The 25165-nt window shown below is 70.0% G+C and carries 19 protein-coding genes; 12 read left to right on the top strand and 7 right to left on the bottom strand.

The window, feature by feature from the left end:
- Positions 1 to 454 precede the first annotated feature (454 nt).
- Together OG718_RS51110 and OG718_RS51105 are read left to right on the top strand one after the other, a co-directional pair.
- Positions 455 to 835, top strand: coding sequence for a hypothetical protein (locus OG718_RS51110; RefSeq protein WP_328847501.1), 381 nt, complete (start codon positions 455 to 457; stop codon positions 833 to 835).
- A 143-nt stretch (positions 836 to 978) separates the two neighbouring features.
- The gene (locus OG718_RS51105; protein WP_328847500.1) at positions 979 to 1947 is read left to right on the top strand and encodes a TIGR01777 family oxidoreductase; all 969 of its coding nucleotides are present in this window, start codon (positions 979 to 981) and stop codon (positions 1945 to 1947) included.
- Between the two features lie 334 nt (positions 1948 to 2281).
- Here the strand turns inward: OG718_RS51105 and OG718_RS51100 are convergent, their stop codons facing one another.
- Positions 2282 to 3421 (bottom strand): aromatic acid exporter family protein, encoded by a 1140-nt coding sequence (locus OG718_RS51100; protein ID WP_328847499.1) that lies wholly within the window; start codon positions 3419 to 3421, stop codon positions 2282 to 2284.
- A gap of 1158 nt (positions 3422 to 4579) precedes the next feature.
- Here OG718_RS51100 and OG718_RS51095 point away from each other — a divergent pair.
- From OG718_RS51095 to OG718_RS51075, 5 genes are all read left to right on the top strand, one after another.
- Complete coding sequence (locus tag OG718_RS51095) at positions 4580 to 6325, top strand: ATP-binding protein (RefSeq protein WP_328847498.1); 1746 nt, start codon at positions 4580 to 4582, stop codon at positions 6323 to 6325.
- A 123-nt stretch (positions 6326 to 6448) separates the two neighbouring features.
- Complete coding sequence (locus tag OG718_RS51090; protein WP_143643775.1) at positions 6449 to 6868, top strand: roadblock/LC7 domain-containing protein; 420 nt, start codon at positions 6449 to 6451, stop codon at positions 6866 to 6868.
- The gene (locus OG718_RS51085; RefSeq protein WP_186001515.1) at positions 6865 to 7221 is read left to right on the top strand and encodes a DUF742 domain-containing protein; all 357 of its coding nucleotides are present in this window, start codon (positions 6865 to 6867) and stop codon (positions 7219 to 7221) included. The genes OG718_RS51090 and OG718_RS51085 overlap by 4 nt, the downstream gene beginning before the upstream one ends.
- Positions 7202 to 7819 carry a GTP-binding protein gene (locus tag OG718_RS51080; protein WP_143643776.1) on the top strand — a complete coding sequence of 206 codons (618 nt, stop codon included), beginning with the start codon at positions 7202 to 7204 and terminating at the stop codon, positions 7817 to 7819. The genes OG718_RS51085 and OG718_RS51080 overlap by 20 nt, the downstream gene beginning before the upstream one ends.
- Positions 7816 to 9081 carry a cytochrome P450 gene (locus OG718_RS51075; protein ID WP_143643777.1) on the top strand — a complete coding sequence of 422 codons (1266 nt, stop codon included), beginning with the start codon at positions 7816 to 7818 and terminating at the stop codon, positions 9079 to 9081. Before OG718_RS51080 ends, OG718_RS51075 begins: the two co-directional genes overlap by 4 nt.
- A 78-nt stretch (positions 9082 to 9159) precedes the next feature.
- Here OG718_RS51075 and OG718_RS51070 read toward each other — a convergent pair whose 3' ends face one another.
- Together OG718_RS51070 and OG718_RS51065 are read right to left on the bottom strand one after the other, a co-directional pair.
- The gene (locus tag OG718_RS51070) at positions 9160 to 10386 is read right to left on the bottom strand and encodes a cytochrome P450 (RefSeq protein ID WP_328847497.1); all 1227 of its coding nucleotides are present in this window, start codon (positions 10384 to 10386) and stop codon (positions 9160 to 9162) included.
- Between the two features lie 409 nt (positions 10387 to 10795).
- Entirely contained in the window at positions 10796 to 12316 is a 1521-nt protein-coding gene (locus OG718_RS51065) for a carboxylesterase/lipase family protein (protein ID WP_143643779.1), read from the bottom strand.
- Positions 12317 to 12624: 308 nt separating this feature from the next.
- Here OG718_RS51065 and OG718_RS51060 point away from each other — a divergent pair, with 308 nt between their 5' ends.
- Both OG718_RS51060 and OG718_RS51055 read left to right on the top strand, forming a co-directional pair.
- Positions 12625 to 13995: an MFS transporter gene (locus tag OG718_RS51060; RefSeq protein WP_328847496.1), complete on the top strand. Its 1371-nt coding sequence runs from the start codon at positions 12625 to 12627 to the stop codon at positions 13993 to 13995.
- A gap of 38 nt (positions 13996 to 14033) precedes the next feature.
- Entirely contained in the window at positions 14034 to 14219 is a 186-nt protein-coding gene (locus OG718_RS51055; protein ID WP_328847495.1) for a hypothetical protein, read from the top strand.
- A 48-nt stretch (positions 14220 to 14267) separates the two neighbouring features.
- Here the strand turns inward: OG718_RS51055 and OG718_RS51050 are convergent, their stop codons facing one another.
- Positions 14268 to 14606, bottom strand: a complete 339-nt coding sequence (locus tag OG718_RS51050) for a thioredoxin family protein (RefSeq protein WP_143643781.1) — start codon at positions 14604 to 14606, stop codon at positions 14268 to 14270.
- Positions 14607 to 14856: 250 nt separating this feature from the next.
- Positions 14857 to 15996, bottom strand: coding sequence for a PucR family transcriptional regulator (locus OG718_RS51045; protein ID WP_143643782.1), 1140 nt, complete (start codon positions 15994 to 15996; stop codon positions 14857 to 14859).
- An 87-nt stretch (positions 15997 to 16083) separates the two neighbouring features.
- Here OG718_RS51045 and OG718_RS51040 point away from each other — a divergent pair, with 87 nt between their 5' ends.
- On the top strand, positions 16084 to 17139 hold the full coding sequence (locus OG718_RS51040) for a ferredoxin reductase (RefSeq protein WP_328847494.1): 1056 nt from the start codon (positions 16084 to 16086) through the stop codon (positions 17137 to 17139).
- 7 nt (positions 17140 to 17146) lie between these two features.
- Positions 17147 to 18265, top strand: coding sequence for a fatty acid desaturase family protein (locus OG718_RS51035; protein WP_143643784.1), 1119 nt, complete (start codon positions 17147 to 17149; stop codon positions 18263 to 18265).
- 321 nt (positions 18266 to 18586) lie between these two features.
- Here the strand turns inward: OG718_RS51035 and OG718_RS51030 are convergent, their stop codons facing one another.
- Positions 18587 to 19201, bottom strand: a complete 615-nt coding sequence (locus OG718_RS51030) for a glyoxalase (protein WP_328847493.1) — start codon at positions 19199 to 19201, stop codon at positions 18587 to 18589.
- Positions 19202 to 19555: 354 nt separating this feature from the next.
- Here OG718_RS51030 and OG718_RS51025 point away from each other — a divergent pair, with 354 nt between their 5' ends.
- Positions 19556 to 19783 carry a hypothetical protein gene (locus OG718_RS51025; RefSeq protein ID WP_328847492.1) on the top strand — a complete coding sequence of 76 codons (228 nt, stop codon included), beginning with the start codon at positions 19556 to 19558 and terminating at the stop codon, positions 19781 to 19783.
- Positions 19784 to 20077: 294 nt separating this feature from the next.
- Here OG718_RS51025 and OG718_RS51020 read toward each other — a convergent pair whose 3' ends face one another.
- On the bottom strand, positions 20078 to 25147 hold the full coding sequence (locus OG718_RS51020) for a DNA-binding protein (RefSeq protein ID WP_328847491.1): 5070 nt from the start codon (positions 25145 to 25147) through the stop codon (positions 20078 to 20080).
- Positions 25148 to 25165: the final 18 nt, after the last annotated feature.

Genomic DNA, 25165 nt, shown 5'->3' with positions numbered 1-25165 from the left:
CGCCCGTACCGCCAGCAGACCAGCAACCTTCTGGTGTCGTATTCGGCGAGGAAGCTGGGCTTCTTCTAGACATACGAGAAGGGCGCCTGAACAGGGAAGATTCCTGTTCAGGCGCCTTTCGGGGCGCGCAGTCGAGCGGTGAGTTGACAGGTCGAAACGGCTGTGACCTGCTAGGACGAGTTGCAGAGGTGATCGGAGGCAGTCAGAGGAAAACGCTCTGATTCGAACCCGCTTGCCCGTGCGGCGGCCGAGCGAGTCGGCAAACAGGGCCCGGTAGATCGTCTCCGGGCAGGCCCGCATCGTCGGATCGGTGGTGTGTTCAGGTGCCGGGATATCTGCCGGGTGACCACTCCAGCGCCTGAAACGCCTGCCCTGGCGGGACCTGCCCCTGCCGGGCAAGACCCGCGCCACCGCGCACGGCCGCGACGAGATCAGACGGGTCAAAACCGCCACCGTGGCCGACCTTGACTTCCCGCACGCCGCACAAGCGGTGCAGATCGTGCGCCGCCGGCGCACCATCGCTGCCGGCGCGGTCACCCTCGAGCGCGTATTCGCTGTCACCGACCTCGCGGCCGACCAAGCAGACGCTGCCGACATCGCGCTCCGCATCCGCCGGCACTGGGCCATCGAGAACCAGCTCCACCACGTACGTGACACCGCCTGGACCGAGGACGCCTCCCGTGTGCGCACCGGCATCGCCCCTCGGGCCATGGCCAGCCTGCGCAACCTCGCCATCGGTGCCCTCCTCCTGGCAGGGCACCGGAGTATCGCCGCCGGCCTCCGCCACCACGTGCGCAACGCCAGCCGCCCCCTGACCACCCTTGGCATCACGTGATCAGACCGCACAACGCTCCCAACTGACGTTCAGCGCCCTGTACCGCACGGCAAGGCTGACTGAAATCGTGGATTGTGCTACATAGTTTTGAACGCGTTCAACTCTTTGGTCTAGGCTCACCCGAGACGAAGGAGGGGAAGCCGATGAAGATTGTGATTCCTGGGGGCACCGGACAGGTCGGCGCGGTCCTGAAGCGCGCACTCGACGCCGCAGGCCACGAGGTCGTGATTCTCACCAGACGCCCCAGGCGCGAGGGCGAGGTCCGATGGGACGGTCGGACCCTGGGGCCATGGACGGCTGCGGTGGACGGCAGCGATATCGTCATCAATCTGGCCGGACGCACTGTGAGTTGCCGATACACGCCGGCCAATCTGCAGGAAATGATGGACTCTCGGGTCGACTCCACCCGGGTCGTGGGCGCCGCGATCGCGGGCGCTGCCCGACCGCCCCGGGTCTGGCTGCAGATGAGCACCGCCACGGTGTACGCGCACCGCATCGACGCCCCCAACGACGAGGCCACCGGTGTGATCGGCGGTACCGAACCGGGCGTGCCGGACTACTGGGCGTACAGCGTCGAGATCGCCAAAGCCTGGGAGCAGGCTCAGCAGCAGGCCGAAACGCCGGCCACGCGCAAGGTCGCTCTGCGCTCGGCCATGGTGATGAGCCCGGACCCCGGCGGGGTCTTCGCCGTCCTGCTGGGACTGGCCCGCCTGGGTCTCGGCGGCCCGGTCGCCGGTGGGGCACAGTACGTGTCGTGGATCCACGAACACGACTTCGTGCGCGCGGTGGAGTTCTTGATCGACAAGGAAGACATCGCAGGGCCGGTGAACCTGGCGGCTCCCCACCCCCTTCCGCAGCGCGCATTCATGCATACCCTGCGCTCCGCGTGGGGTATACCGGTGGGTCTCCCTGCGACCAAGTGGATGGCCGAGGTCGGCGCGTTCGCTCTGCGTTCCGACACCGAACTGCTGCTGAAGAGCCGCCGTGTCGTCCCGGGCCGACTGACCCAGGCAGGCTTCGACTTTCAGTACGCACAGTGGCCACAGGCCGCGAATGAGCTGGTGCGTCGGGTGCGCAAACGGGTCGAAGGCGGTTCCGCGACACGCCGGTGAACGGATCCGGGACGGCGGCCGATCTGGCCGCCCCGTCGTCCCTGGCCAGCCTGTGCTGCACCAGCCACCATGCGCGCAACACCACCCTCCCCCTGGCCAGCCTCGGCATCACGTAATCAAACCGGACAGACCCACTGAACGACGCCGCCCTGGTCCGCGACCAGAGCTACGCCGGCCAGGCGGCGGTCGCCGACGACCTACGCCTGCCCCCGCGTACACCGTGCACGGCGACCCGGTGCCGGGGCAGCGGAAGCGGGGAGCTGGACGTGTTCGGCCGTCCCGCGGGTTTCAGCCGCGTCGGCAACCACGTGTCGCAGCAGTTCCCGCCGCGGCCTCAGTCCTGGACGAGTTGATGGGCCAGGCGATGTGCCTGAGCCAGCAGGGTTCCGTATGTCACCAGCGCATCCGGGTCGTCGGACACGGCTCCCGGTAGCCGTCGGCGGAATGCGTCGAGCGCGCGGTGAAGCTCCCCGACCGCCTCGCGCAGTTCCTCTGCGGCGGAGGCGTCGCGGCCGCCCGGGGCGAACCGGGTCTGGCTGTAGAGCCGGATGGCGCGCGCCGTCTGGCGCAGGAAGTCCGCGTAGGCGCGGGTGATCCCCGCAGGCGGCCGGGCCGCCCTCCCGCCGTCCGCGGTCTCCCATACCGTCCGCGTGACGCCCGAGGTGTGGACGGCGACGTAGTCGAGCACGGCCAGCGCATCGGCGTACGCCTTGCCGGGCGTGGCAAGAGTCCGCTTGCGGCGTCCCCTCGGATTGACACGCATGCTTTCGTGGCTCCAGCCGATCGCCGACCTGGCCTGGTCGACCAGGCGGCCCAGATGCAGCGCCCGCTCGTGCCAGTCCCCGGCGGGATGGCCGTCCCACTGGCCGGTGGCCAGACCGTCGGCCACCGCGTCCAGGATCTCCTGCGCCTCACAGGCCGCGTCCTCCAGCGCGGAGCGGGAGTCGCGCAAGTACACCGGGGGCCGAATCAGCGCGTTGACCACCACGCCGACCACCGCGCCGAAGACCGCCTCCGCGATACGGGCGGCCGACGAAGCGACGGTCACCTGGCCACTGGTCAACACGAAAAGCGCCCCGGTGGCAGCGTAGACACCCTGGCTTCCCAGTCGCCGCCACTGTCCCATCAGCAGCACTGCCGGGAGGACCAGGGCCATCGCGGCCATCGTGCTGTCCAGCATCAGCGCCACCGCTGTCGCCACCGCCGTACCCACCGCGATCGCCGCGAGTTGCTGCAGACCGTGCGCGACCGATCGGTACACGGTCGACTCCACCAGCACGACCGCCACCCACGGCGCGACGAACGCCATCGGGGCCGCGAGCCACCAGCCCGCCACCGCCCACGCCACCCAAGCGGCCAGGGCCGCCTTGGCGGCCTGAGCCGCCAGATCCCGCTCCCGTCCCGGGCCGGCCCACGCCCGCCGCACTGTCGGTGCGGCAGCCCCAACACAGCGTCGGACAGCCCGTATCGCCATACGAGTCCACTCCATGGCACATCAAGTGCCACGCCAGGGGCGAGACGCACCTCCTGACCGTGATGGCACTCGTCACCAACCGCGCACGTCGCGGACGCGCCCTGTGGCGGTCCGACTTCCTCATCCCCGCCGGATCCCCACCCGGCCGTTCGGCCGGGTGGGGATCCGGCGGGGCGCAGTAGCCGCTCGCGTGGGGCGCCTTGCGTTGTACTGCTGTTGGAGGTGGGCGGAGGGCCGGGCGAGCGTGGGGGTGGCTGTTGCCGTTCTCCTGGGTGCCTGCGGCGTCAGCGGATGCGGAACGGTGGCGGAACGACGGGACGACGTACGCGACACGACGGCCGTGTTCGAGCGGGCCCTCGGGGAAGGTGCGTACGACCGGGTGTGCGCCGTTCTCGCGCCGGCGACCGTGGAGGAGCTGGAGCAGCAAGCGGGCAGCCCGTGCGCAAGAGCGATGAGTGAGGAGTCCCTGCCGCCGGGCCGGACACCACTGACGGCCCTCAACTCCCGCCTCGCACACCTCCGGGCAGCGAGGCCGGGGCAACGCGCCCGATCATTGATCCACTGCGACCAGTTCGCCACCATGGCCCCGCTCTGCGAGCACCAGGGGGATGAGATGTGCGTGCCGAACCGGGCGGAACCGTCGACCTGCAGACCGTCGGCCAGGAGGACGGCACAGCATCGCCCGCATCACCCGCGCCCTCAACGATGCAGGCGTACCAAGCCCGTCCGCCGCCGACCTCAGCCGCAACCCGCACCCCGCCGGCCACCGGTGGATCCTCACAACGTCCGCGCCATCCTTCTTCATGACTGTCCGATTCATCGGCCACCGCTGGAGCTCGATTGGCCGAAAATACGCACTCCAAGCCGAGTGTCACGAAATCTCGAACGCGGCGAGGCGCCGGTAAATCGCCTGAAAACGCCGGATGCCGCATGCCATGGATCAGCGGCGGCAAGTCAGTTCGGGTACCACACAGTTGTGCCGCGGTAGCCATTTTCCGACGAAGTGAAGTCGGCCCTTCGGCGGGGCCCGTGTGCCTGGTGTGGTGACTAGCATGAGCGACGTGCTTGATCCGGAAGATGCCCTACCGTCTTCCGGGTTCTCGGCGACGTCTCAGCCATGGACGCACCCCCTGCTCACACGGACCGAGGGACCGCGGAATGCCAGTGCCTGCTCGCCCCCGCCAGCGCCGATCCGCGCAGACGACGGGTTCCTCCCCAGCCGTGCTCTCCGCACTCCTGGTCGTCACGGCCGCGGGAGCCGGAGCGGCCGTCGGCCTCGCCCCCGAGGGAGCCCGCCCGTGGGTGGCAGGCACGGCGATCGCAGCCTGGGGCTGCATCGCGGCCGTTGTCGCCCTCGCCTCCGCCCGGTTGCGTCAGGCCCACCGTGAGACGGTGTCACGTACCGGTGAGCTGGAGATGACCAAGAACAACTGGATGCAGCACGGCGCCGAGACGGACCAGCTGGTCAATGTGACCCTGCCGGCGATAGCCAAGCAGCTCAACGAGGGCGTCGGCGCCGACGGGGTCCTGTCCGGGCTGCCCACCCCCTCCGACCCGTACCTGCGCCGGATGCTGCACGTCTTCACCACCGAGGTCGCCGCGTCGGTCCGGCGAACCGCCGAGGCTCAGTCGGACCTCGACATGATGCGTCGTGAACTGGCCCGGGGGACAGAGGAACTCGAACGCCTCACCAACGACACGCTGCCGGCCGCGGTGGCCCTGCTGCGCGAGGGCAGCTCGGCCGACACCGTCCTCGCGAAGTTGGACTGGCCGAGCATCCCCCTGTTGCGCTCCCCCGCGGAGTCGTTCATCCGTGAACTCGCGTACGCGGAGCGCCGTTCCGCCGCCGCCCAGGCCGCCTCCGCGAAGGCGCTGAGCCGGGTCCAGGCCAAGACCGTCGGCATGCTCGCCGACCTGCGGGACATGCAGGACCGCCACGCCGGGGAGATCTTCGGCGATCTGCTGCGACTGGATCACAGCACCTCCCAGCTGGGCCTCATGACCGACCGGCTCGCCCTGCTGATGGGCGGCCGCTCCAGCCGCGTCTGGAACAAGCCGATCGTCATGGAGAGCATCCTGCGCGGCTCCGTCGGCCGGATCGCCGCGTACCGGCGCGTCCGTCTGCACAACTCCAGCAAGGTCGCCATCGCGGGCTTCGCGGCGGAGGGTGTGATGCACCTGCTGGCCGAACTCATGGACAACGCCGCCAACTTCTCGCCGCCGATCGACGAGGTCCATGTATACGTGGAGGAGCGCAGCGCCGGTCTCGTCATCACCATCGAGGACAGCGGCCTGAAGATGTCCGACGCCTCCATGCGCCGGGCGGCGGAGTCGGTGTCGGGCCAGGTCACCGACCTCGCCTCGCTGCAGGGAACCCGGCTCGGTCTGAGCGTGGTGGGGCGGCTCGCCGCCAAGCACGGCATCAGCGTCAACTACCGTCCCTCCTCGCGCGGCGGCACCGGCGTCGTCGTACTGCTGCCGCCCCAGCTCGTGGCGCAGCAGCGCGAGCCGGTCACTCCCGAGCCCACGCGTCGTGGCGCGGAAGTTCCGACCCCCGCGTCGGCTCTCGCGGTCGAGGAAGCACTCCCCCTGCGGCCTCAGGCGGTCGCGCCCGCGGGTGAGGCGCCCCGGGCCGACGTTCCCGTCAGGCCCACCGCTGCCACTCCCAACGGGCTGCCGGTCCGGGCCCCCGGACGCACCATGGCCGAGGCAGAACGAGGACGGCCGAAGACGACGGCGGAGCCGTCCCGGGCGCAGCCCAGCGGAACCGGTCCGGCGCGCGACGCCGGAAGCCAGTTCGGTGCCTTCCACCGCGGCCGACAGGCCGGAGGGTCCTCCGCCGGCTCTCCCGCCGGTCCCGGCGATGAGGCCGGGCACGAGACCGGGGCCGAGGCGGACGACTAGATCCGGGCCCTTCGCACACCTCAGGGGCACCGCAAGCCCCCTCCGCATTGATTCGCCGCACCCCGTTGGATTGGAGGAACGGGCCGGGTGACCACCAAGAGGTCATGACCCGTCCCGCCCATCATGGAGACCACTGACAACAGCCTCACCTGGCTCTTGATGAACCTCATGGAGCGCACCCCGGGCACCCGCCACGCACTCGTCCTGTCACGGGACGGCCTGAAGCTGTGCTGGACGGACCACCTGACCCTCGACCAGGCCGATCAGCTGGCGGCGATCTGCTCCGGCATCCAGGCTCTCGCGCAGGGCGCGTCCGTGGAGTTCGGCGACGGAACGGGCGGCGTGCGGCACTCCATGACCGAGTTCCACGGGGGTCTCCTGTTCATCGTGGACGCCGGCCAGGGCGCGCATCTCGCGGTCGTCGCCGAGGAGAGCGCCGACCCGGGTGTCGTCGGCCATCAGATGACCGAGCTGGTGGATCAGATCGGTGACCATCTGCGGGCCGAGCCCCGCGCCTCCGTCACCGGGGGTGCCTCGGCGTGATCCACAAACCCGTGGACGTCGGCGACCCCGACCGGCTCTACATGGTCACGGGTGGACGCAGTGAGGCCGACGACGCCTTCGACCTGGTCACACTGATCGTCAGTGAGTGCGAGCCCACCGCCGGGATGCAGTCCGAGCACACCCGGATCCTCGAGATGTGCCGGCACCCGACGGCACTGGTCGAGATCTCGGCCGAACTCAAGCTGCCCATCACCGTCGTACGGATCCTCCTCGGCGACCTCCATGCCATGGGCAAGGTGAGCGCCCGTCACCCCCGCGCGGCCGAGTCCGTCGCGGCCCTCCCCGAAACCGCCCTGCTGCAGGAGGTGCTCCATGGGCTCCGCAACCTCTGAGCTGCCCGCCCAGCGCACACCGCTGGCCGATGCCGCCGAAACCGGCCTGAAGATCGTCGTCGTGGGCGGTTTCGGTGTCGGCAAGACCACCCTGGTCCGCTCGGTCAGCGAGATCCGGCCGCTGAACACCGAAGAGGTGATGACGCAGGCGGGGCAGGGCGTCGACGAGACGACGGGTGTGGAGCGAAAGACCACGACGACCGTCGCGTTCGACTTCGGGCGTATCAGCCTCAGCAGGCGCATGGTGCTCTACCTGTTCGGCGCACCGGGCCAGGAACGCTTCTGGTTCCTGTGGGACCGTCTGTTCTCCGGCACTCTGGGCGCGATCGTCCTTGTCGACACCCGGCGTATGGAGGACTCCTGGTACGCGATCGACAGGCTCGAACACCACGAGACGCCGTTCGTGGTGGCCGTCAATCGTTTCGACGACGACAAGCGCCGGCTCTCGCTCGACGAGATCCGGCAGGCACTCGCCTTGGGCGAACACGTACCCATGGTCGACTGCGACGCACGGGTCAGGTCGTCGGGCAAAGAGGTCCTGATCACTCTCGTGGACCATCTCTACGCACTGGCACTGTCCCAGGAGGGGACCTCGTGAGCGACTCCACCGGCTCCCCGTCCCCGGGCACGCCTCCGCCGGGCTGCCCGGCACATGCCTCCGCCGTACCCCTGGGCGGTCTGGAGTACCAGCAGACGCCCTCGCAGCTGTACCGCACCATGCGCCGGGAACACGGGGCGGTGGCGCCGGTCCTGCTCGACGGCGACATCCCGGCCTGGCTCGTGCTCGGCTATCCCGAGGTCAGCTTTGTGACCAGCCATGACGAGCTGTTCGCGCGGGACTCCCGGCGGTGGAACCAGTGGCCGAACATCCCGGAGGACTGGCCCCTGCTGCCGTTCGTCGGCTATCAGCCGTCCGTGCTGTTCACCGAGGGCCAGGAGCATCAGCGCCGGGCGGGCGTCATCACCCAGGCGCTGGAGGGGGTCGACCAGTTCGAACTGGCCCGCGAATGCCAGTCGATCGCCGAGCAACTGATCACCTCGTTCGCCGGCAGCGGTCAGGCCGAGCTGATGAGCGCGTACGCGCATGCCCTGCCGGCCCGTGCGGTGCTGTGGATGTGCGGCATGCCGCAGGGCAGTGCGGATACGGAGCAACTCGTCGACGATCTGCGGATCTCGCTGGACGCCGGTGAGGGCGACGATCCGGTGGCGGCGTACATGCGTGTCGGGGAACGCATCATGCAGCTGGTGAAGGAGAAGCGGGAGCGCCCCGGTCCCGACGTCACCTCCCGGATGCTGCTGGATCCGGCGGGTCTCAGCGACGAGGAGATCGTGCAGGACCTGATCTCCGTCATCGCCGCGGCACAGCAGCCGACCGCCAACTGGATCTGCAACACCCTGCGTCTGCTGCTGACCGATGAGCGCTTCGCGATCAACGTCTCGGGCGGCCGGGTCAGCGTCGGCGACGCGCTGAACGAAGTGCTGTGGCTGGACACGCCGACCCAGAACTTCATCGGCCGCTGGGCCGTGCGCGACACACAGCTCGGCGGGCGGCTCATCCGCGAGGGCGACTGCCTGGTCCTCGGCCTCGCGGCGGCCAACACGGACCCTCAGATCTGGCCCGACGCACATGTCGGCGCCGAGAACTCCGCGCACCTGTCCTTCAGCAACGGCGAGCACCGCTGCCCCTATCCGGCTCCGCTGCTCGCCGACGTGATGGCACGCACGGCGGTGGAGACTCTTCTGGAGCGGCTGCCCGACCTGGTGCTGGGCATCGAAATGGCGGAGCTGACCTGGCGTCCGTCCATCTGGATGCGCGGACTGACGTCCCTGCCGGTGCAGTTCACTCCGGCGTCGCGGTAGCCACGTCCTCCGCGAGCCGAGCAGGGATCCCCGGGGCCCCTGGCACGCGGAGAACGTGGATCGCCACCGGGCCATCGCTCAGGTGGTGACCGGGGTGAAGCGCACCGGCAGTGACTGCGGGCCGCGGGTGAAGACGCCCTGCTCGACGGGCTCGTAGCCGTCGGCGAAACGCAGATCGGGCATCGCGTCGAGCAGTTGGTTCACACCCACTTCGACCTCTGCCTTGGCGAGCAGCGCGCCGACGCAGAAGTGTCGGCCCAGCGCGAATGCGAGGTGGTCGGCAGCGGCCGAGAACGCAGAGGTCGTGGCGAGGTCGTCTCGGAAGATGTCGAACCGGTCGGGGTCGCGGTAGCGGCGCTCGTCCCGGTTGGCAGCTCCGATGAGACACGTCACCGTGGCTCCCTGCGGGATGGTGCCGCCGGAGACCTCGACCTCGGTGGCCGACTGTCGCATGATCATGTGGACCGGAGGCGTGTAGCGCAGCGTCTCGGCGAAGGCCGCGGAGATCAGACTCCGGTCCTCGCGGACCGCCGCCAACTGCTCGGGGTGCAGGAGCAGGTTGGCGAGGATACTGGCGATCGCCTTGTCAGTGGTCTCCCCGCCGGCAGCGAGCAGCAGGCTGCAGAACGCCTTGATGTCCTCGTCGCTCATCCGGACACCGTCGACCTCGGCGGCACAGAGCGAGGACAGCAGGTCGTCGCCGAGGTGGTCGCGCCGCTCGCGGATGAGCGGAATCATGTACTCGGCGAACTCCACACGGGTGCGCTCGCCGGCGGCGGTCACCTCGGGATCACCGGAGAGGTTGCCGAGGAAGGCGATGACGGCGGTGTACCAACCGTGGAAGCGGGTGTGGTCGGCTTTGTCCAGGCCCAGCATGTCCGCGATGACGTTGACCGGGAACCGGGTCGCGTAGTCGCTGACGATGTCGGCCGAGCCGGAGTGCCGGAAGGCGTCGATGAGTTCGCGCGAGTTGCGCTCGATGACCGGCAGGAACCTCTCCTGCAGATCGCTGCCACGGAACGCGGGGGCGACGAGTGCGCGCCGCACCGCGTGCTCCCGACCGCTGAGCTGGAGAATCGTCTTGCCGTGGACCGGCTCCAGCTGCCAGTTGTAGTTGTCGGTCGTGAACTCGGACTTCTTGTCCTTGAAGACCCGCTCGACGTCGTCGTAGCGGGAGATGATGTAACTCTGGGTGGCCTCGTGCCAGATCAGGGGGTTTTTCTCCCGCATCGCCACGTACGCGGGATAGGGATCCGCAGCGAACTCGGGCGAGAGGATGTCGGGCACCTGCTGGGCAGTGGACACGGTACTCCTCGTAAGTAGATGCGTGCCGTCGAGGGACAGGTTATTGATCTTTCGATGGCTCAAACAGTCCAGTCTGGGCCGAAGTTGATTGCCTGACCGTCGGGCGTCGAACATGCGGGACGGACCACTGGGCACCTGGCCCCTGAGCGACACGGAGGCAGAAGGGGCGGTGGCGGAGGGCCTGCGCCTGGACTGGTGACCGAGTCCGGGTGCTCCTGGCTGGCGGCGTGGTGGTCGAGGGCGACGAAGTCCTGGTCGCCGTCCGCGCCCCGGCCGCGGGCGTCGTCCTCCTCGTCGTCAAGCGCCGCAACCGGCGCCGGGAGGCCGCGACCGAGGCCGGCGAAGACGCGCGTACCGAAGTGAGTGACCGGCCCGGCCCGGCAGCACGCCCACCCGATACGGGAAGCCGTCAGGTGGTCGCCAGGGGCAGCGGGGCGAACGTGTGCCGCTCCCAGAGGCGGCGGGAGGCCTCCTCGGGGTAGGCGGCCACCGTGGGGACGGAGTCGAGGAGTTGGGTGAGGCGTTGCTCGGTGTCGTAGGCGGGCCAGCCAGGGTCGCCGGTGGTGGCGAAAGCGGTCCAGGCGGAGCGGAAGCGGGCGGAGAGCGCCTCGGTCTCGGGTGAGGGTGTGGGGCCGATGAGCAGGGCGCCGAGGCCGCCGTACACGCCGAAGGTCAGGGGCACGTCCAGGCCGTGGCAGGCGCCCAGGGCTCCGCCGCTCGCCGGTGCGGACCAGGTGAGTTCGTACAGATGCGCCCGGCCACCGCCCACCGCGTGTGCCTGAGCGAGGTGCAGCGAGGGCATGCGGAACAGCCAGTCGGACTGGACGAGTTCGAACAGGTGCTCCGCGGAGGCTTCCGGGAACGCGGACCGGTAGGCATGGCCGGCGTCCGGTGTCGGGCCGAAGAGGCTCAGGGCCGTCGACGCGAGGCTGTCGTCCACCTGGCCGAGCAGCCCGCCCAGCAGGAGGAAGAGCCGGTACTCGTCCCGGTTGTGCCCGACGATCAGCTCGATGTCCCGGGCCTCACCGCTCGCCAACGCCTCCCACGGCGTGGTGGGCAGAACCTCGCCGTCGACGACCGGCGAGAACGGCGTCGGAGTGAGGGCGACCGGGCCCCACCGGTGCACGTACTCACGCATCCGGGCGCTCACCGCGGCTCCGGCCTCGGTCAACTTGCGCGGGTCGACACCGGACAGGTCGGCCGCCGTCGGCCGCAGCCCCAGCTCACCCGCGATGGCCCCGGCGATGTCCACGGCCAGCTCGTCCGAGAAGAACGTGCCCGGCACACTCTGGGCGATGGCCCGTCGGAACAGTCCCCGGGCGGACGGCATGGCCATCAACGCGGCGATGGACCCGGCACCTGCCGACTCGCCGAAGACGGTGACCCGGTCGGGGTCACCACCGAAAGCGGTGACGTTGTCCCGCACCCACTCCAGAGCCGCGACCTGGTCGAGGAGACCGCGGTTGGCAGGGGCTCCCTCGATCCGGGCGAACCCCTCGATGCCGACCCGGTAGTTGAGGGTGACGACGACCAGGTCGCCGTCGCGGGAGAGGCGGCTGCCGTCATAGGCCGGGTCGTCGGTGGAGCCGAACTTGTAGGCACCGCCGTAGATCCACACCATCACGGGTCGGCGGGCCGCGCTGTCCGCGTCCGGTGTCCAGACGTTGACCGTCAGCCAGTCGTCACCGGTCGGGACCCCACCGGCGGGCGCGGTGCCGGGCCCGAGCGGCTCCTGCGGGGGCGGCGGACCGAACGCGAACGCCTCCCGCACACCGTCCCAGTACCGAACCGGTCGCGGCGCCGCGAAGCGCGCCTCACCCACCGGGGGCCGTGCGTACGGGATACCACGGAAGACCGCCAGGCCCTCCTCGCGACGGCCGCGCACCGCACCCGCCAGGGTCGTGACCTCTGGAAACTCGGCACTGCTCATGATGGCTCCTCAAGTGGCCGCCAGTCGGCGGCTCCGGTCCGTACGCGGGATCAGATCCCTGTCGTGCAACAGCCAGGACGGCCGTTCGGCGAGCGAGGCCGCTCGCCTCGGCGCGGCCATCCTGCCTCTACATCCTTGAACTATCAATTAGATGTCCGAGAGACGGGAGTCCCGCGGAATACCTCACTCCACCCCATTGACACCCACCCGCCGCGACCCGAGACTCGTGGCCAGCCTCCAGTGAACCCCACTTCACCTGGCGAACATATCGCACATGTTCCTGGGCGTCCCCCTCTTCAAGGACGAAGATGAACTCCCCCACCACATCTGCCGCATCCCGTCGCCCGCACACGTTCCGCACAGTGTTTCCGGTCCTGGCCCTGTGCTGGCTGGCCGTCTTCTTCGACGGCATGGATGTCAACATCTACGGCGCGGTCATGCCGCACATGCTCGACGATTCAGGACTCGGACTGACCCCGGCCACCGCGGGCACCATCGGCAGCTGGACCACGTTCGGCATGCTCATCGGCGCACTCACGGCGGGCAACCTCACAGACTGGCTCGGCCGGCGGATGATGCTGGTGGCCAGTGTGACGCTGTTCTCCCTCGGCTCGGCGATCTGCGCCGTGGCCGGAGGCGTCGGGATCTTCGGAGCCGGACGGTTCGTCGCCGGGCTCGGTCTCGGAGGGCTGATGCCCCTGTGCCTGGCCATGGTGATGGAGTTCGCCCCGCCCCGCCGCGCGGCCCTCACGACCGGCCTGCTGATGACCTCGTACCACTTCGGGGGCATGGCCGCGACGGGCCTCGGCCTGACGGTTGCTCCGGACGCGGGCTGGCGCTGGGTGTTCTGGGCGGGTGTCCTGCCGGCCGTGATCGCCGTACCGCTGCTGCTGAAGCTGCTGCCCGAGTCACCCGGCGTACTGCTCGCCCGTGGCTGCACGGGCGAGGCGTACGCCGTCGCCGACCGCTACGGTCTGCCCCGGCCCTCCCCCGTGGCGGCGCCGGTCGCCGGAGCCAAGGGACGACTGGCCGCCGTACGGGCCCTCTTCGACCAGGACTCCCGCTGGGCGACTCCACTGCTGTGGCTCGCCTCCTTCTCGGGCCTGCTGCTCGTGTACGGCGTGAGCACCTGGCTGCCACAGATGATGAGGGCCTCCGGCTACGGACTGACCTCGTCGGTCAGCTTCCTCATGGTGATCAACGCGGGTGGCATCGTCGGCCTGCTGATCGCGGGCCGCACCGCCGACCGGTTCGGCGCGGTACGCGTGTCGGCGGTCTGGTTCGTGCTGACCGCCGTCGGCGCCCTGCTGCTCAAGTCCCACCTCCCGCTGGGCGCCACCTACGTCGTGGTGGCCGTCACCGGAGTGTTCCTGTTCAGCGCACAGGTCATGGTCTACGCCGCCACCAACACCGTCTACCGCGACAGCGAGCGCGCCGCGGGCCTCGGCTGGGTCACCGGAGTAGGCCGCACCGGCGCCGTCATCGGCCCCTGGCTGATCGGAGCGCTCGCCAACAGCGGCAACCAGAGCTGGGGCTTCACCACCTTCGCCCTGGCCGGACTGCTGGGCGCGCTCGCCATCGCCCTCGTACCGCTCGCGCGGCGGATCGGCCGGAGCGACTCCCCCGCACCGGCATCCGTCGCGACGGCCTCCGTCGGCGTCGGCACGTCGGACAGCTGACGCCCGGTCCCGCCCAACCACCGGACACCCGGGGCCACTTGCTCGACCTCTACATCCCACGGCTCGGGCGGCCCGTCCCGCTGGTGCTCGTCACGAGCGGCTCGCGCTGGCTCGCGGACACCGGACGCACGGGCGCCGACAAGGCAGCCGCGCAGCTCAACCCGCACGGCTTCACGGTCGCGGGCGTGGCGATCCGCTCCAGCGGGCAGGCGCGGTTCCCATAGACGAGACGAGACGTGACGGGCGTCGCGGACACGTGCCGCAGCGGCCGCTCAGAGGTGGCCGTCCAGGAACTCCCGTAGCTCGGCGATGGTCATAGGCCCCGAGCCGTGCGCCACCGCCTCCCCCTCCTTCAGCAGGACGTAGGACGGGGCTCCGGTGATCCCGTATCGCTCGGTTGCGGCCGGACAACGCGTGATGTCGGTGCGGACGGCCGTCAGGCGACCCGTGCAGTCGTCGGCGATGCCACCCACGACGAGGTCCATCACCCGGCAGGGCTCGATCGCCTTGGGCCATGTCCCGGTGAAGTACGCGAGAACCGGAACTTTGCTCATCCCGAGGATGAAATCGAACTCCGCGTCCTCACGGGGTCGGTGAACCCGCTGCGCCATGGAAGCTCCTGACCTCGCGCTCCGTCATTCCGCCCCATCATCCCTTGCGCGGTGAGCCGGGCCGGCACGGTCGGTCGTCCGGCTGTCCTGTCGGTAGGGAGGCACAGGGCCGTCACAGGACCACGGTGGTCCCCGGGCGCGAACGGCCCGGCCCTCTTCCCCGGGCCGCACGAGCCGGCTGACGGCACCGAGACCGAGGCACGACTCCTGGAGCGCTCGCGGACCCGGTCGTGGACGGTCGACCTACGCCTCAGCTGCCCCGAAGACCGACCGCCAGCGTCAGTTCAAGGACCCGGTGTGGCGATGCGAGATCCGGAAACAGCTCCCGCAGCTGCGACATCCGGTACCGGACTGTCTGGGGATGGACGAACAACGCCGCCGCCACCTCGTCCCGCCTGCCCTGGTGCAGCAGCCACGCCCGCAACGTCTCCTCCAGCCGCCGTGCGGTCGCGACTGGCAACGTCCGCAACGGTGCGAGGGCTCGGGCACGCAGGTCTGCGTACGCGTCCACGTCGGCGCTCAGCACCAGCTCGGGCAGGTGGTCCTCGGTGTCGTGAATATCGGAGGAGAGGGAGCGGGCGCGTACGGCTCGTGCGTACGAGGCGGACGCTCGAGTCCACGGCCGGGCCGGGCCGACCACGGCGGTGCGGTCGGTCAGCTGCCGCAAGAGATGTGATCGGTCGGCATCGGGGACGAGCAGCACACCGGTGGAATCCGGCAGATCGTCGAGGACGAGGGTGCTCGGGTCGAGCGCGCGGTAGGCAGGCCGGGCCTGGGCGGCGGGCAGCAGGACCGCGGTCAGCGAAACCGGAGGCTGCCACCCGGCCCGGTGAGCAGAGGCCAGCAGCACGTCCGGGCTCGCGTCGGCGAGGAGGTCGCGGGCCAGGTGTTCCAGGTGGCGCTCGTGGTCCCTGCCCCGGGCGGCCAGCTCGTCGGCGTGGCCCGCGGCGCTCGCGGCGGAGAGCTCGTCGATGTAGGCGAAGGTCAGCTCGGCGAACTTGGCGACCTCGGCGGCGGGCAGACCTGCGGGTACGGCACCCGCTGCCAGGCATCGCCAGGCCACGCGGGCGCCGACGCGGTAGGCGCTGAGCAGGGCGTCCATCGAACGGCCGTCGCGGACCTCGCCGCGGCCCAGCTCGTAGGCTGCGTCACCGGCGTCGCCGCCTGTGGCGTTCCCGCTCGCGAGGTCCAGGTAGTGCCCCAGGGCGGTGCGGACGGCTCGGCGGATGGTGGCGCCCATACGGCCCGAAAGGGCGTTGGCGTAGGGAGGGACCTCGTCGATGATCGCCTGGACGACCTCGTCGGCGGTGCCCGTCAACGCGCCCCGAAGTGCGGTGACCGTCGTCTCATCCAGGGTCAGTTCGCTGGCCCTCCGGGTTGCATGACTCATGTTTTTGTTCCCTGCGAACAATTCGGTCGACCAGATTTACGTCCTGTGGTCAGGACTTTACCCCTTGAGGCGCAGCAAGCTGGAGTCATGACGAGTGCAGCCCTCCGCAGCAGGGCGTGGAAAATGCTGGAGATGGTCACGACGCCGCTGCTGCCGTCGGACTACCTCGACCTGGTCAGCCCGCTGCGTGCGGGCGCTGACCTGCGTGGGCGCATCGAGGCCGTGCACCCCGAGACGGGTGACGCCGCGACGATCGTGATCAGGCCGGGACGGGGCTGGCGCGGCCACACAGCCGGTCAGTACGTGCGGATCGGGGTCGACGTCGACGGGGTGCGCCTGTGGCGTGCCTACTCCCTCACCTCGCCGACGAACCGCCAGGACGGCCGCTTCACGATCACCGTGAAGGCGATCCCGGACGGCAAGGTCAGCAACCACCTGGTCCGCAGGACGAAACCGGGCACACTGATCCAGCTCGACCAGCCGACCGGTGACTTCGTGCTGCCGCAGGCCAAGCCCGCCAAGGTGCTCTACCTGACGGCCGGCAGCGGCATCACGCCCGTGATGGGCATGCTCCGCGACACCGAGTTCGACGACGTCGTCATGGTCCACTCCGCGCCACGGCCGCAGGACGTGATCTTCCGCAACGAACTGCACGACCTGGCCGCGGACAAGAAGCTGCGCCTCACCGAGGTGCACACCGACACGGACGGCATGCTCGACATCACCCGTCTCGACGAACTCGTGCCCGACTGGGCCGAGCGCGAGACCTGGGCCTGCGGGCCCGCCGGCCTGCTCGACGCCGCCGAAGAGCACTGGACCGAGCACGGCATCCACGAGCGCCTGCACACCGAACGCTTCCGCCCCAGCATCGTCGTCACCGGCGACGGCGGCGAGGTCACGTTCAGCGCCACCGGCAAGACCGCCGACGCGGACGGCGCCACGCCGTTGCTGGACATCGGTGAGGAGGCCGGCGTGCTCATGCCCTCGGGGTGCCGCATGGGCATCTGCTTCGGCTGCGTCACACCGCTCAAGGCGGGCGCCGTCCGCGACCTGCGCACCGGCGAGATCACCGAGGCCGAACCGGGCGTCCTCATCCAGACCTGCGTGTCCGCCGCGGCGGGCCCCTGCGACATCGAACGGTAGGAGCACCTTGACCGCCATCGACCCCACCGCCCACCTGACCGCGGAGCAGATCGAGGAGCTTGGCCGCGAGCTGGACGCGATCCGCGACGAGGTGATCGCCGACCGCGGCGAGAAAGACGCCGCCTACATCCGTAAGGTCATCTCGGCGCAGCGCAAGCTCGAGCTGGTCAGCAGGGGCGTGCTGCTGTTCTCGATCTTCCCGCCAGCGTGGCTGATCGGCACCGCCGGGCTGTCCGTGGCGAAGATCATGGACAACATGGAGATCGGCCACAACATCCTTCACGGCCAGTGGGACTGGATGCGGGACCCGAAGATCCACTCCACCACCTGGGAGTGGGATCACGTCTCGCCGTCCGAGCAGTGGAAGCACTCGCACAACGAGCTGCACCACACGTACACCAACGTGATCGGCAAGGACAACGACCTCGGTTACGGCATCATGCGCGTCGACGAGGACCAGAGGTGGCACCCGTTCCACCTCGGTCAGCCGCTGTGGAACTTCCTCAACGCCTGCTTCTTCGAGTACGGCATCGCGGCGTACGACCTGGAGCTCGGCAAGAACCTGCAGAAGCGCCGCCGCAAGAACCCGGAGTTCCGCGCGCGGGCCAAGGCCGTGGGCCGCAAGATCCGCAAGCAGGTGCTCAAGGACTACGTGATCCACCCGCTGCTGTCGGGCCCGTCGTTCCTCCCCACACTCGCCGCCACGTTCACCGCGAACCTGGTCCGCAACGTCTGGACCCACTCGGTGATCATGTGCGGGCACTTCCCCGAGGGCGTACAGGTCTTCGAGCGCCGGTCGATCAAGGGCGAGACGCGCGGCCAGTGGTACCTGCGCCAGATGATGGGCTCGGCGAACATCAGCGGCAGCAAGGCCATGCACTTCATGACCGGCAACCTGTCGCACCAGATCGAGCACCACCTGTTCCCGGACCTGCCGAGCAACCGGTACGCCGAGGTCGCGGTGAAGGTGCGCGCGCTGTTCGAGAAGTACGAGCTGGAGTACGTCACCGGCCCGCTGCCCAAGCAGGTGTTCTCCGCGTGGCACAAGGTCTTCCGGCTCTCACTGCCGAACAAGAAGCCCAAGGTCAAAACGCCGGACCGCGAGCAGGAGCTCGTCGCCGCCTGATTCCCGATATTGGTTCGGATCTCCCGGCCGTACCGGCGGCATCGCCGGGTTCGGTGAGATCCGTTGCGGACGGTGGGCGACCGCGACGTCGGACCGTACGACACGGGATCCGGTGCAGCCGGTGTTCGGCTGCACCGCCCGTTGGACGTGCGCGAGGAGCTCAGCACACGGCCGTTCGCGCCGCGCGGGCACGAGCGGCTCTCGCTGGAGCGGTTCAGGAGGACTGACGTCCGGTTCCGCGACGGTCGTTCACGAACCGACGCGTCAAGGCAGAGCGAACACACGTCGTGCCCCGCCCCCGCGGTTCCACCGGACGGAGCCTCATGCCGCCGCGGGCGCCCACAAGAACCCGTCCGGGTCGGTGAAGGTCTCGGTGCCGCCGCCGATGGTCAGACGGTGTGACCCGCTGCCCTCCGGCGGGACTCCGGCGACCTTGGCGAGACCGCGGCGTCCGTACAACGACAGCTTGATGGGACTCGACGAACCGTCGAACTCGACGTACTTGCTGCCGAAGCTCTTCGCGACCTTGAGGCCGCGGTCGACGTAGAACCGCTTGGTCGCGGCCATGTCCGAGACGCCAAGCAGGACAACGATCTCATCGATGTGTCGGCTGTCCGGGCCGGTGTCCTTCTTCGACGAACTTGCGAGCTGCCAGATCGTCCCGTCCGGGGCCTGTACGACGCCGCCGTAGCCCCACAACGACTTCTTGGCGGGCTTCAGCTCGGTGGCGCCGGCGGCCAGGGCTGCGCCGAAGAATCCGTCGACGATCGACGGCTGGGAAACCACGAGGGACACCGTGAACCCGCGGAAGCCGGACGTTGGCTCCTCCGAGGCCCGCAGACGTACCTGTTTGCCCAGGCCGAAGGCATCCGTGTAGAAACGCTCGGCGGCCGTGGGGTCGGCCACCTCGAGGGTGAGGCAATCGATGGAGGTCATGAGATTCACGCTAGCGGCGGCTCGGTGACCGGCGCTTCTTCAATCCTGATCGGTCTTGCCACCTCTGGTGCCACGCATGAGGCGGCAGGGAGTGCACCCGGGAGTTACCCGACTCGGCCGCCAGTGGCCAGACCATCGCTGCCACGCGGGGTTCTGGCCTGACCACCAACGGGTCGACGGAGACCGGCGCGGTCGCATCGTGCTGTTCCCCGGCGGAACCATTCCTGCTCGTCCCTGGTTTCGCCCGTGAGGGTGACGATGACGCTGTCCAGGCTCAGGTTCCGCACAATGGCAGCAGCGTTGGGGAACACCTGCTTCCAGCTCAGAGGAGGCCGCGGCGTCGTAGGACGCGGCATGCTGAAAGCCAGCCGAGCGGCGCCGGACGCCAGCCGGATCGCCATGCCCTGCGGTCCACGGCCGGACAACGACGCGCAGCGGATCGCGGAGGAACGCAGTTGGTCCTGCACTGCACAGTCCTTCGACGGGCAGTCCCTCCTGATCGTCCGCGACCGTCCACCGCTTGGCCTGCGACAGGAATCCCCGGTGCCCGGGGTCCCGTTCCTGTTCGGTGGGTGTCCGTGACCGTGCCGGACGAGTCCAGTGCCAGGGTCCCCAGGGCATCCTCGACGCAGCGGACTTCGAAAGTCCCGTCCGGGGCAGTGACGGTTTCGGAAGCCCGGGCTTCGACGACCGCACCCAGGATGCCGCGGAGTCGGGTGGTCAGCGACTGCACCACGGAGGCGAACACCTCAGCCGAGACCGGAGGGTGTGAGGGGCGGCCATGGGCCTGTCGGCCGCGACGAGTTGGCAGCCGGTCCCGGCCGGCGGAGGCGGTCGTACGCTGCACGGTGACCGCCTCCGCCTCCATCTCTGGGATCAGCGGCGGCCCCTGCTCGGTCGCGGTACTTCCAGTTCGTTCAGGCGGGGTTCGTCGCCGTCCAGGACGCGTCGCCAGGCCTCGCGGTAGAGAGCGGCCACGGGGCCGGTCGGCACGATGACGCCCAGGGCGGCTTCCTCGCCGTCGAACAGGTCGTACAGCGGCACCTTCCACCGCTCCGTCGGAATGTGCGGCTGCGGGAGGTGGGCCCAGCCGCCGGGCAGGAACAGTGAGCGTCCGGCTCGGCTGCGACTGCCCTCGACCACGAGATCGGTGGCGGCGAGTTCGGCACGGGCGGCCCGCAGCCGGGCCGTTCCACCGCGCTGCTTCGTCCAGCCCGTCCAGCTCGCGGTGTTGCGATCGGTGGGATCCGGCAGGGCCAGCAGCATCAGATAGATGACGGCGGCGTCCTCGCCGATGCCGCAGCGCTCGGCCACTTCACCGACGAGGTCGGGCACCGACCGGGCCGGGTCCTGCGGCCACCACAGACCGTCCGCGTCGCGCTCGCCGGCCACCGGGTCGCCGGGATCGGCGAGCAACTCCGCGAACCGCTGGTCGTGGACGAGGCGGAGGGAGGTCTCCCCCGGGCTCGGCCGCTTGCCGGCGAACAGCGCCGCCAGGTGGGGGTCGCTCCCGGCCGGGTCCAGCAGCACCGGGGCGACCACGGGCATGGGATCGTCGTCCCTGGTGGACACCACCACCGCGCCGTAGCGCACGAAGTCGCCGCCGGTCTCCGTGGGAGCCCCGGCAGCCCGGCGGAAGGACTCCAGACCGACCCGTATCCCGAGGCTGACCAACAGGTGCGGGTTGGCCAGCCGTTCACGTATCGCGGTCAGCACCGTGGGCAGGACGGCGCGAATCGGATCGCCGGCCGGAAGGCGGTGGGCAAGCCAGGCAGCCAGGGCCACCGAACCGTTCAGGACGTCGGTGCCGAAGCCGGGCCCGTCCCCGTCGGAGCGGAGGTAATAGCCATTGGCGATCGACCAGTTCAGATCACGGGTCAACCGCGGTTCCGCCGCCACGTCCAGGAACCCACGCAGCGCGTCGGACGGTTTCCACCACGCGGTGTGCTGCAGCGAGCGGAACGCGTCGTGGAGCACGTCCTCGGGCAGGGGCGTCAGCCGGCCCACCCGCCGGTTGAAGACCTCCGCCGCCGCGGCCACGTCCGGGCCGTCCGTCCACAGCCCGGACGGCTCGGCGGGCAGCAGCGCCGAAAGGACGGCCTGCCAGACGCCGGAGTTCGCGAACTGCACGGAGTCGCAGCCCAGAGCCGCTCGCGCCACCCCCACATCGGCCGCCTTCACTCCGATGGCCTTCAGCGTCTCGGCGGGCACGGGCCTTTTCCCGTCGTCGGTCATCGGTACTCCGGCCACCACCAGCCGGGCCATGGTCGGAGTGATACCGGTGAGCCGGGCGAACTCCTCGGCAGCGGCCGGGAACCAGGGCGCCGGACCGCGCGCGGCGAGCTCGGACCGGAAGGCCGTGAACCAGCCGGGCGCCCATGTCCGCCCTGTGACGAACGGCTTGGCGGACACCAGGGTGTACGGAGCGGGCGCCTCGAACCGCCCGGACGGATCGTGGAAGAGCGCCCCATACACCCGGCCCCCGTCGACGTGCTGATCCGTGCCGAAGGGGAAGACGACGAACGCGCCGCCGTGCAGCGGGAACACGTTCCCCGTGGACGTGTAATTCCCTGCGCCGGGCCCCTCGAAGATGCTTTGGTCCAGGCGCAGTTCGACCCGGCGCCAGTGGTCCGGGTCCAGCACCGCGAGTTCCCGGGCGTCGAGTTCGGCGAGGAGCGCGTCCAGCGCCTCCCGGTGGTGGTCCCCGGTGCCCGCCGTACCGGCCCGGAGAGCCACCAGCGCGGACAGTGTAGGCAGGTCCTCCCAGCCCATGACGCGCAGACAACCCTGTTCGGGCAGAGCGAGGTGCAGACGACCTGCCGGGACCGGTTCGGTGATGCCCCGCAGGGCCTCCCCGAACAGCCGCAGCAGCCGGAAGATGTCGTCACCGCCGTAGTAGTGGTACGACCTGCGGTACGACCACCACCGGTCGCCGTTGACGCCGAGGCCCTGCAGTGCCGCGGTGAGCGTGCCGTCGTCGGGCTCGGCCCGGCGCTCCTCCCGGACACTGCCCGTGACCGCCGCGTCGAGCCGGGTGCGCGCCACGTCCAGGATGCGCTGCTGGTCGGCGGCGAACCGCAGCACCCCGGCGATGCCCGTGCGCAGTGCCTCATGGGAGACCTGCGGCAGCAGGGTACGGACCACTCCGGCCAGCCGGTCCCGGCCGTCCGCTCCCGCGCGCTCCTCGTCCTGGCCGGTCGTGTTCTCGACGCTCTCGGCGTCCTTGGTGTTCACGGACTCGGCCACGGCGGCCGTCAGCAGGGCCGTCGCGGTGTTCTCGTCGACCTGGCGGAGCGTCGCGGAGCCCAGCGGGTCGCGGGGCTGGAGCAAGTGCCAGAAGCGCAGGGGCGGCAGCAGGCGAGTGCCCGCGGTGAAGGGTCCGGCGGTCTGGTCCCGGGGGATCCCGGCCATCTCCACGCCGTCCGCGTTGAGCAGACGGATCTCGCTGTACTGCCTGATCACCGCCAGCGGCCGGTCGGTGCCGGGGAACTCCAGTGCCCACCGCGGGCTCTGGCCGGTCCCGGGCGGTACGACGACCGAGCGCCCGGCCAGGTCCTCGCCCCGCCGCGAGCCGTCGGGCAGCGTCACCACCCGCCAGCCGAGCAGCCCGTCCACCGGGGAACACATCGGACCGGGTACGGCGGAGGGGTCGGGCAGCAGCCAGCCCGCCTCCAGGGTGCTTCCCTCCGGCGCGGCGCGCACACCCTCCCTGAACCAGTCCGGCAGCCCGGGTTCGCCCTGTGCGTTGCTGACCGGGTCGTACTCGAACCAGGTGTGGTCCCGCCGCTCGGGCCCCACGCGGTCCCACACCCAGTACGACGTCCCGTCGCTGATCACCTGCCGAGCCGGTGGCACGACGGTGTCTCCTCGGCGCAGTACGCCGCCACCGGTGGCCCGGCCGCCCTTGGGGAGCGGGAGGGAGACGCGGCCCAGGTCGTCTCCCACACGGGAGGCACGGGAGTAGCCGGCGTACTCGACCGGCATCACCTGGGAAGGGTTCTGGTGCCAGTAACCCTCCTTGTCCTGCGAGTCGTACGAACTCCACCAGACGAACAACTCGCCGTCCACATAGTGACAGTTGGCATAGCTGGGGTAGCGCGTCAGCTTCTCGGGGAGGTTCAGCTCGTGCGTGAGCAGGGTGCCCTCCGCGCCGATCACGCGGATCTTCAGGCCGAGCCGCACGATGAGGTGCGGCCAGGCATCCGAGACCTCGAAATTCTGCATCGAATCCAGCTTTTCGGGCGCCGCCGCGACCGCCTCTTCCCAGGCGGGCCAGCCGAGTTCGTCGAGGATCCCCGTCCGCAGAGAGCGGGCCAGTGCCGGGGCGATGCCGGTGCTCAGCGCTTCTCGTACCGCTTTCTCGGCGACCGCCAGTACCTCGCCCGGCAGCCAGCCCAGCGTCCTGAGAGCACCGGCGTGACCGGCGTTCGCGGGAAGCTCCGCGGCGACGTACCACCGGCTGACCTCGCCCACCCACGCGGCGAGCATCGGCCGCGCACCAGGGCACTCGGCCAGGGCGCGGACGGTCCGCATGCCATCCCGTCCTTCCTCCTGGGGGCAGCCATTGCGGAACGCCGCATGGAAGCGGGCGTCGGCTTCGAGGGCGACGAGATCGCGCCGTTGATCGCAGCCCGCCCACGCCCTCAGATCCAGTGCAGCGCCCTCCCACGGATCCGCCAGCGGAATGCCGAAGGCCAGCAGCTGGTCGAGGAGGTTCACATCACCGCACGGGGGCGGCAACGTGCCCTCGGATGTGGTGAGTTCGGTGCGCAGAGTGCCGGCCATGCGGTCGACGAGCGGATACAGTTCCGCCGGAGCGAGGTGGCGGTAGTCGATCTCGCACAGTTTCAGGAATCTGCGGGTCCAGCCTGCCGTGCCGTCGGCGGGACGCACTTCGGCGGGCAGGGTGGTGTCGCAGAGGCCGGCGGTGGCACCGGACTTCTCCAACAGGTCGAGCCACTGGGGCAGTTCTTCCCGTTCCCATCCCGAGGGCATCAGTGCCAGCAGGGTGGCGAGGAAGGCGGGTTCCTGCCGGGTGAGTTCCAGCAGGGCCGGCCGGTGGGTCTTCCACCAGGTGGGCGGTGCCTTGACGGTACCGGGCTGGGACAGCATCTCGCGCAGATAGGCGATCTCCTGCGCGAGCGCGTTCCTGCCCGCGGCCGCCTTCGCCAGTCTGCGCAGATCACCCGCGCCCGGACTCGACGGAGCCAGCCCGTTGGCGGCCAGGCGTATAAAGAGGTCGCGTACGTGCCGGAACGCCGTGGCGGCCGGTACCCGGGAGGACAGTCCCTTGGCATAGCTGGAAAGTACCTTCGTCGGCACGGCCTGGGCCAGGGCGAACTCGAGGAACACGGCGTCCATGCGTGCCTCGTCGAACGGCAGCGCGTGCGCCGTCTCGGCCTTGCGCGCGTTGACGAACATCTGGGACGCGTAGGCCCTCTCGTCGGCGGCCAGGAACACCCGGCCCGCCTGCTCGTAGAAGGCCGGCAGGAAATGCGGCACGGAACCCGCCAGCCGCTCGCCGATCGACTCGTAGGCGGCCCGCGCCTTCTTCGGCCGGGATTTCGCCGTCCGCGCCACCTTGTTCATCTCCTCGACCAGGGACATGGCCAGGTGGCCGTCCGAGGGATGATGAACCAGCACCCACTCCGGGAAGCCCAGCGCCCGCGGCTGCCCCAGACCGACCTCCACCGGCCCACCCTGGGGTTCCAGCCCGAGGAAACCGGTGCCTAACCCGCCTCCCTGCTCGGCGGCGACCAGCCGTACGACGATCCGGCCGTCCAGGCCCGGATGCCGGTAGGCCTGCGTGAACACGGGCACCGCCCGATCACCGCCCCCGGTCGTCCCCGGCGGCAGTACCGCACCGGCTCGCAGCAGTTCCTCAGCCTCGGCCACCGCCGTCGCATCGCCCCGGGCCACCGCGCCGTTGGCCACCGTGTCGTTCATGATTCCGTGCCTTTCGCG

The organism is Streptomyces sp. NBC_00258 (assembly GCF_036182465.1).
In the GTDB taxonomy this organism is placed as follows: domain Bacteria; phylum Actinomycetota; class Actinomycetes; order Streptomycetales; family Streptomycetaceae; genus Streptomyces.
This window is presented reverse-complemented; position numbering and strand designations above follow the sequence as displayed.

Coding starts and splice junctions, on each gene's coding strand:
- OG718_RS51065 (WP_143643779.1), bottom strand. CDS start 12,316: ATGAGCAGTGCCGAGTTTCCAGAGGTCACGACCCTGGCGGGTGCGGTG.
- OG718_RS51045 (WP_143643782.1), bottom strand. CDS start 15,996: ATGAGTCATGCAACCCGGAGGGCCAGCGAACTGACCCTGGATGAGACG.
- OG718_RS51095 (WP_328847498.1), top strand. CDS start 4,580: ATGCCAGTGCCTGCTCGCCCCCGCCAGCGCCGATCCGCGCAGACGACG.
- OG718_RS51050 (WP_143643781.1), bottom strand. CDS start 14,606: ATGGCGCAGCGGGTTCACCGACCCCGTGAGGACGCGGAGTTCGATTTC.
- OG718_RS51060 (WP_328847496.1), top strand. CDS start 12,625: ATGAACTCCCCCACCACATCTGCCGCATCCCGTCGCCCGCACACGTTC.
- OG718_RS51100 (WP_328847499.1), bottom strand. CDS start 3,421: ATGGCGATACGGGCTGTCCGACGCTGTGTTGGGGCTGCCGCACCGACA.
- OG718_RS51105 (WP_328847500.1), top strand. CDS start 979: ATGAAGATTGTGATTCCTGGGGGCACCGGACAGGTCGGCGCGGTCCTG.
- OG718_RS51025 (WP_328847492.1), top strand. CDS start 19,556: ATGCTGAAAGCCAGCCGAGCGGCGCCGGACGCCAGCCGGATCGCCATG.
- OG718_RS51080 (WP_143643776.1), top strand. CDS start 7,202: ATGGGCTCCGCAACCTCTGAGCTGCCCGCCCAGCGCACACCGCTGGCC.
- OG718_RS51020 (WP_328847491.1), bottom strand. CDS start 25,147: ATGAACGACACGGTGGCCAACGGCGCGGTGGCCCGGGGCGATGCGACG.
- OG718_RS51030 (WP_328847493.1), bottom strand. CDS start 19,201: ATGACCTCCATCGATTGCCTCACCCTCGAGGTGGCCGACCCCACGGCC.
- OG718_RS51040 (WP_328847494.1), top strand. CDS start 16,084: ATGACGAGTGCAGCCCTCCGCAGCAGGGCGTGGAAAATGCTGGAGATG.
- OG718_RS51090 (WP_143643775.1), top strand. CDS start 6,449: ATGGAGACCACTGACAACAGCCTCACCTGGCTCTTGATGAACCTCATG.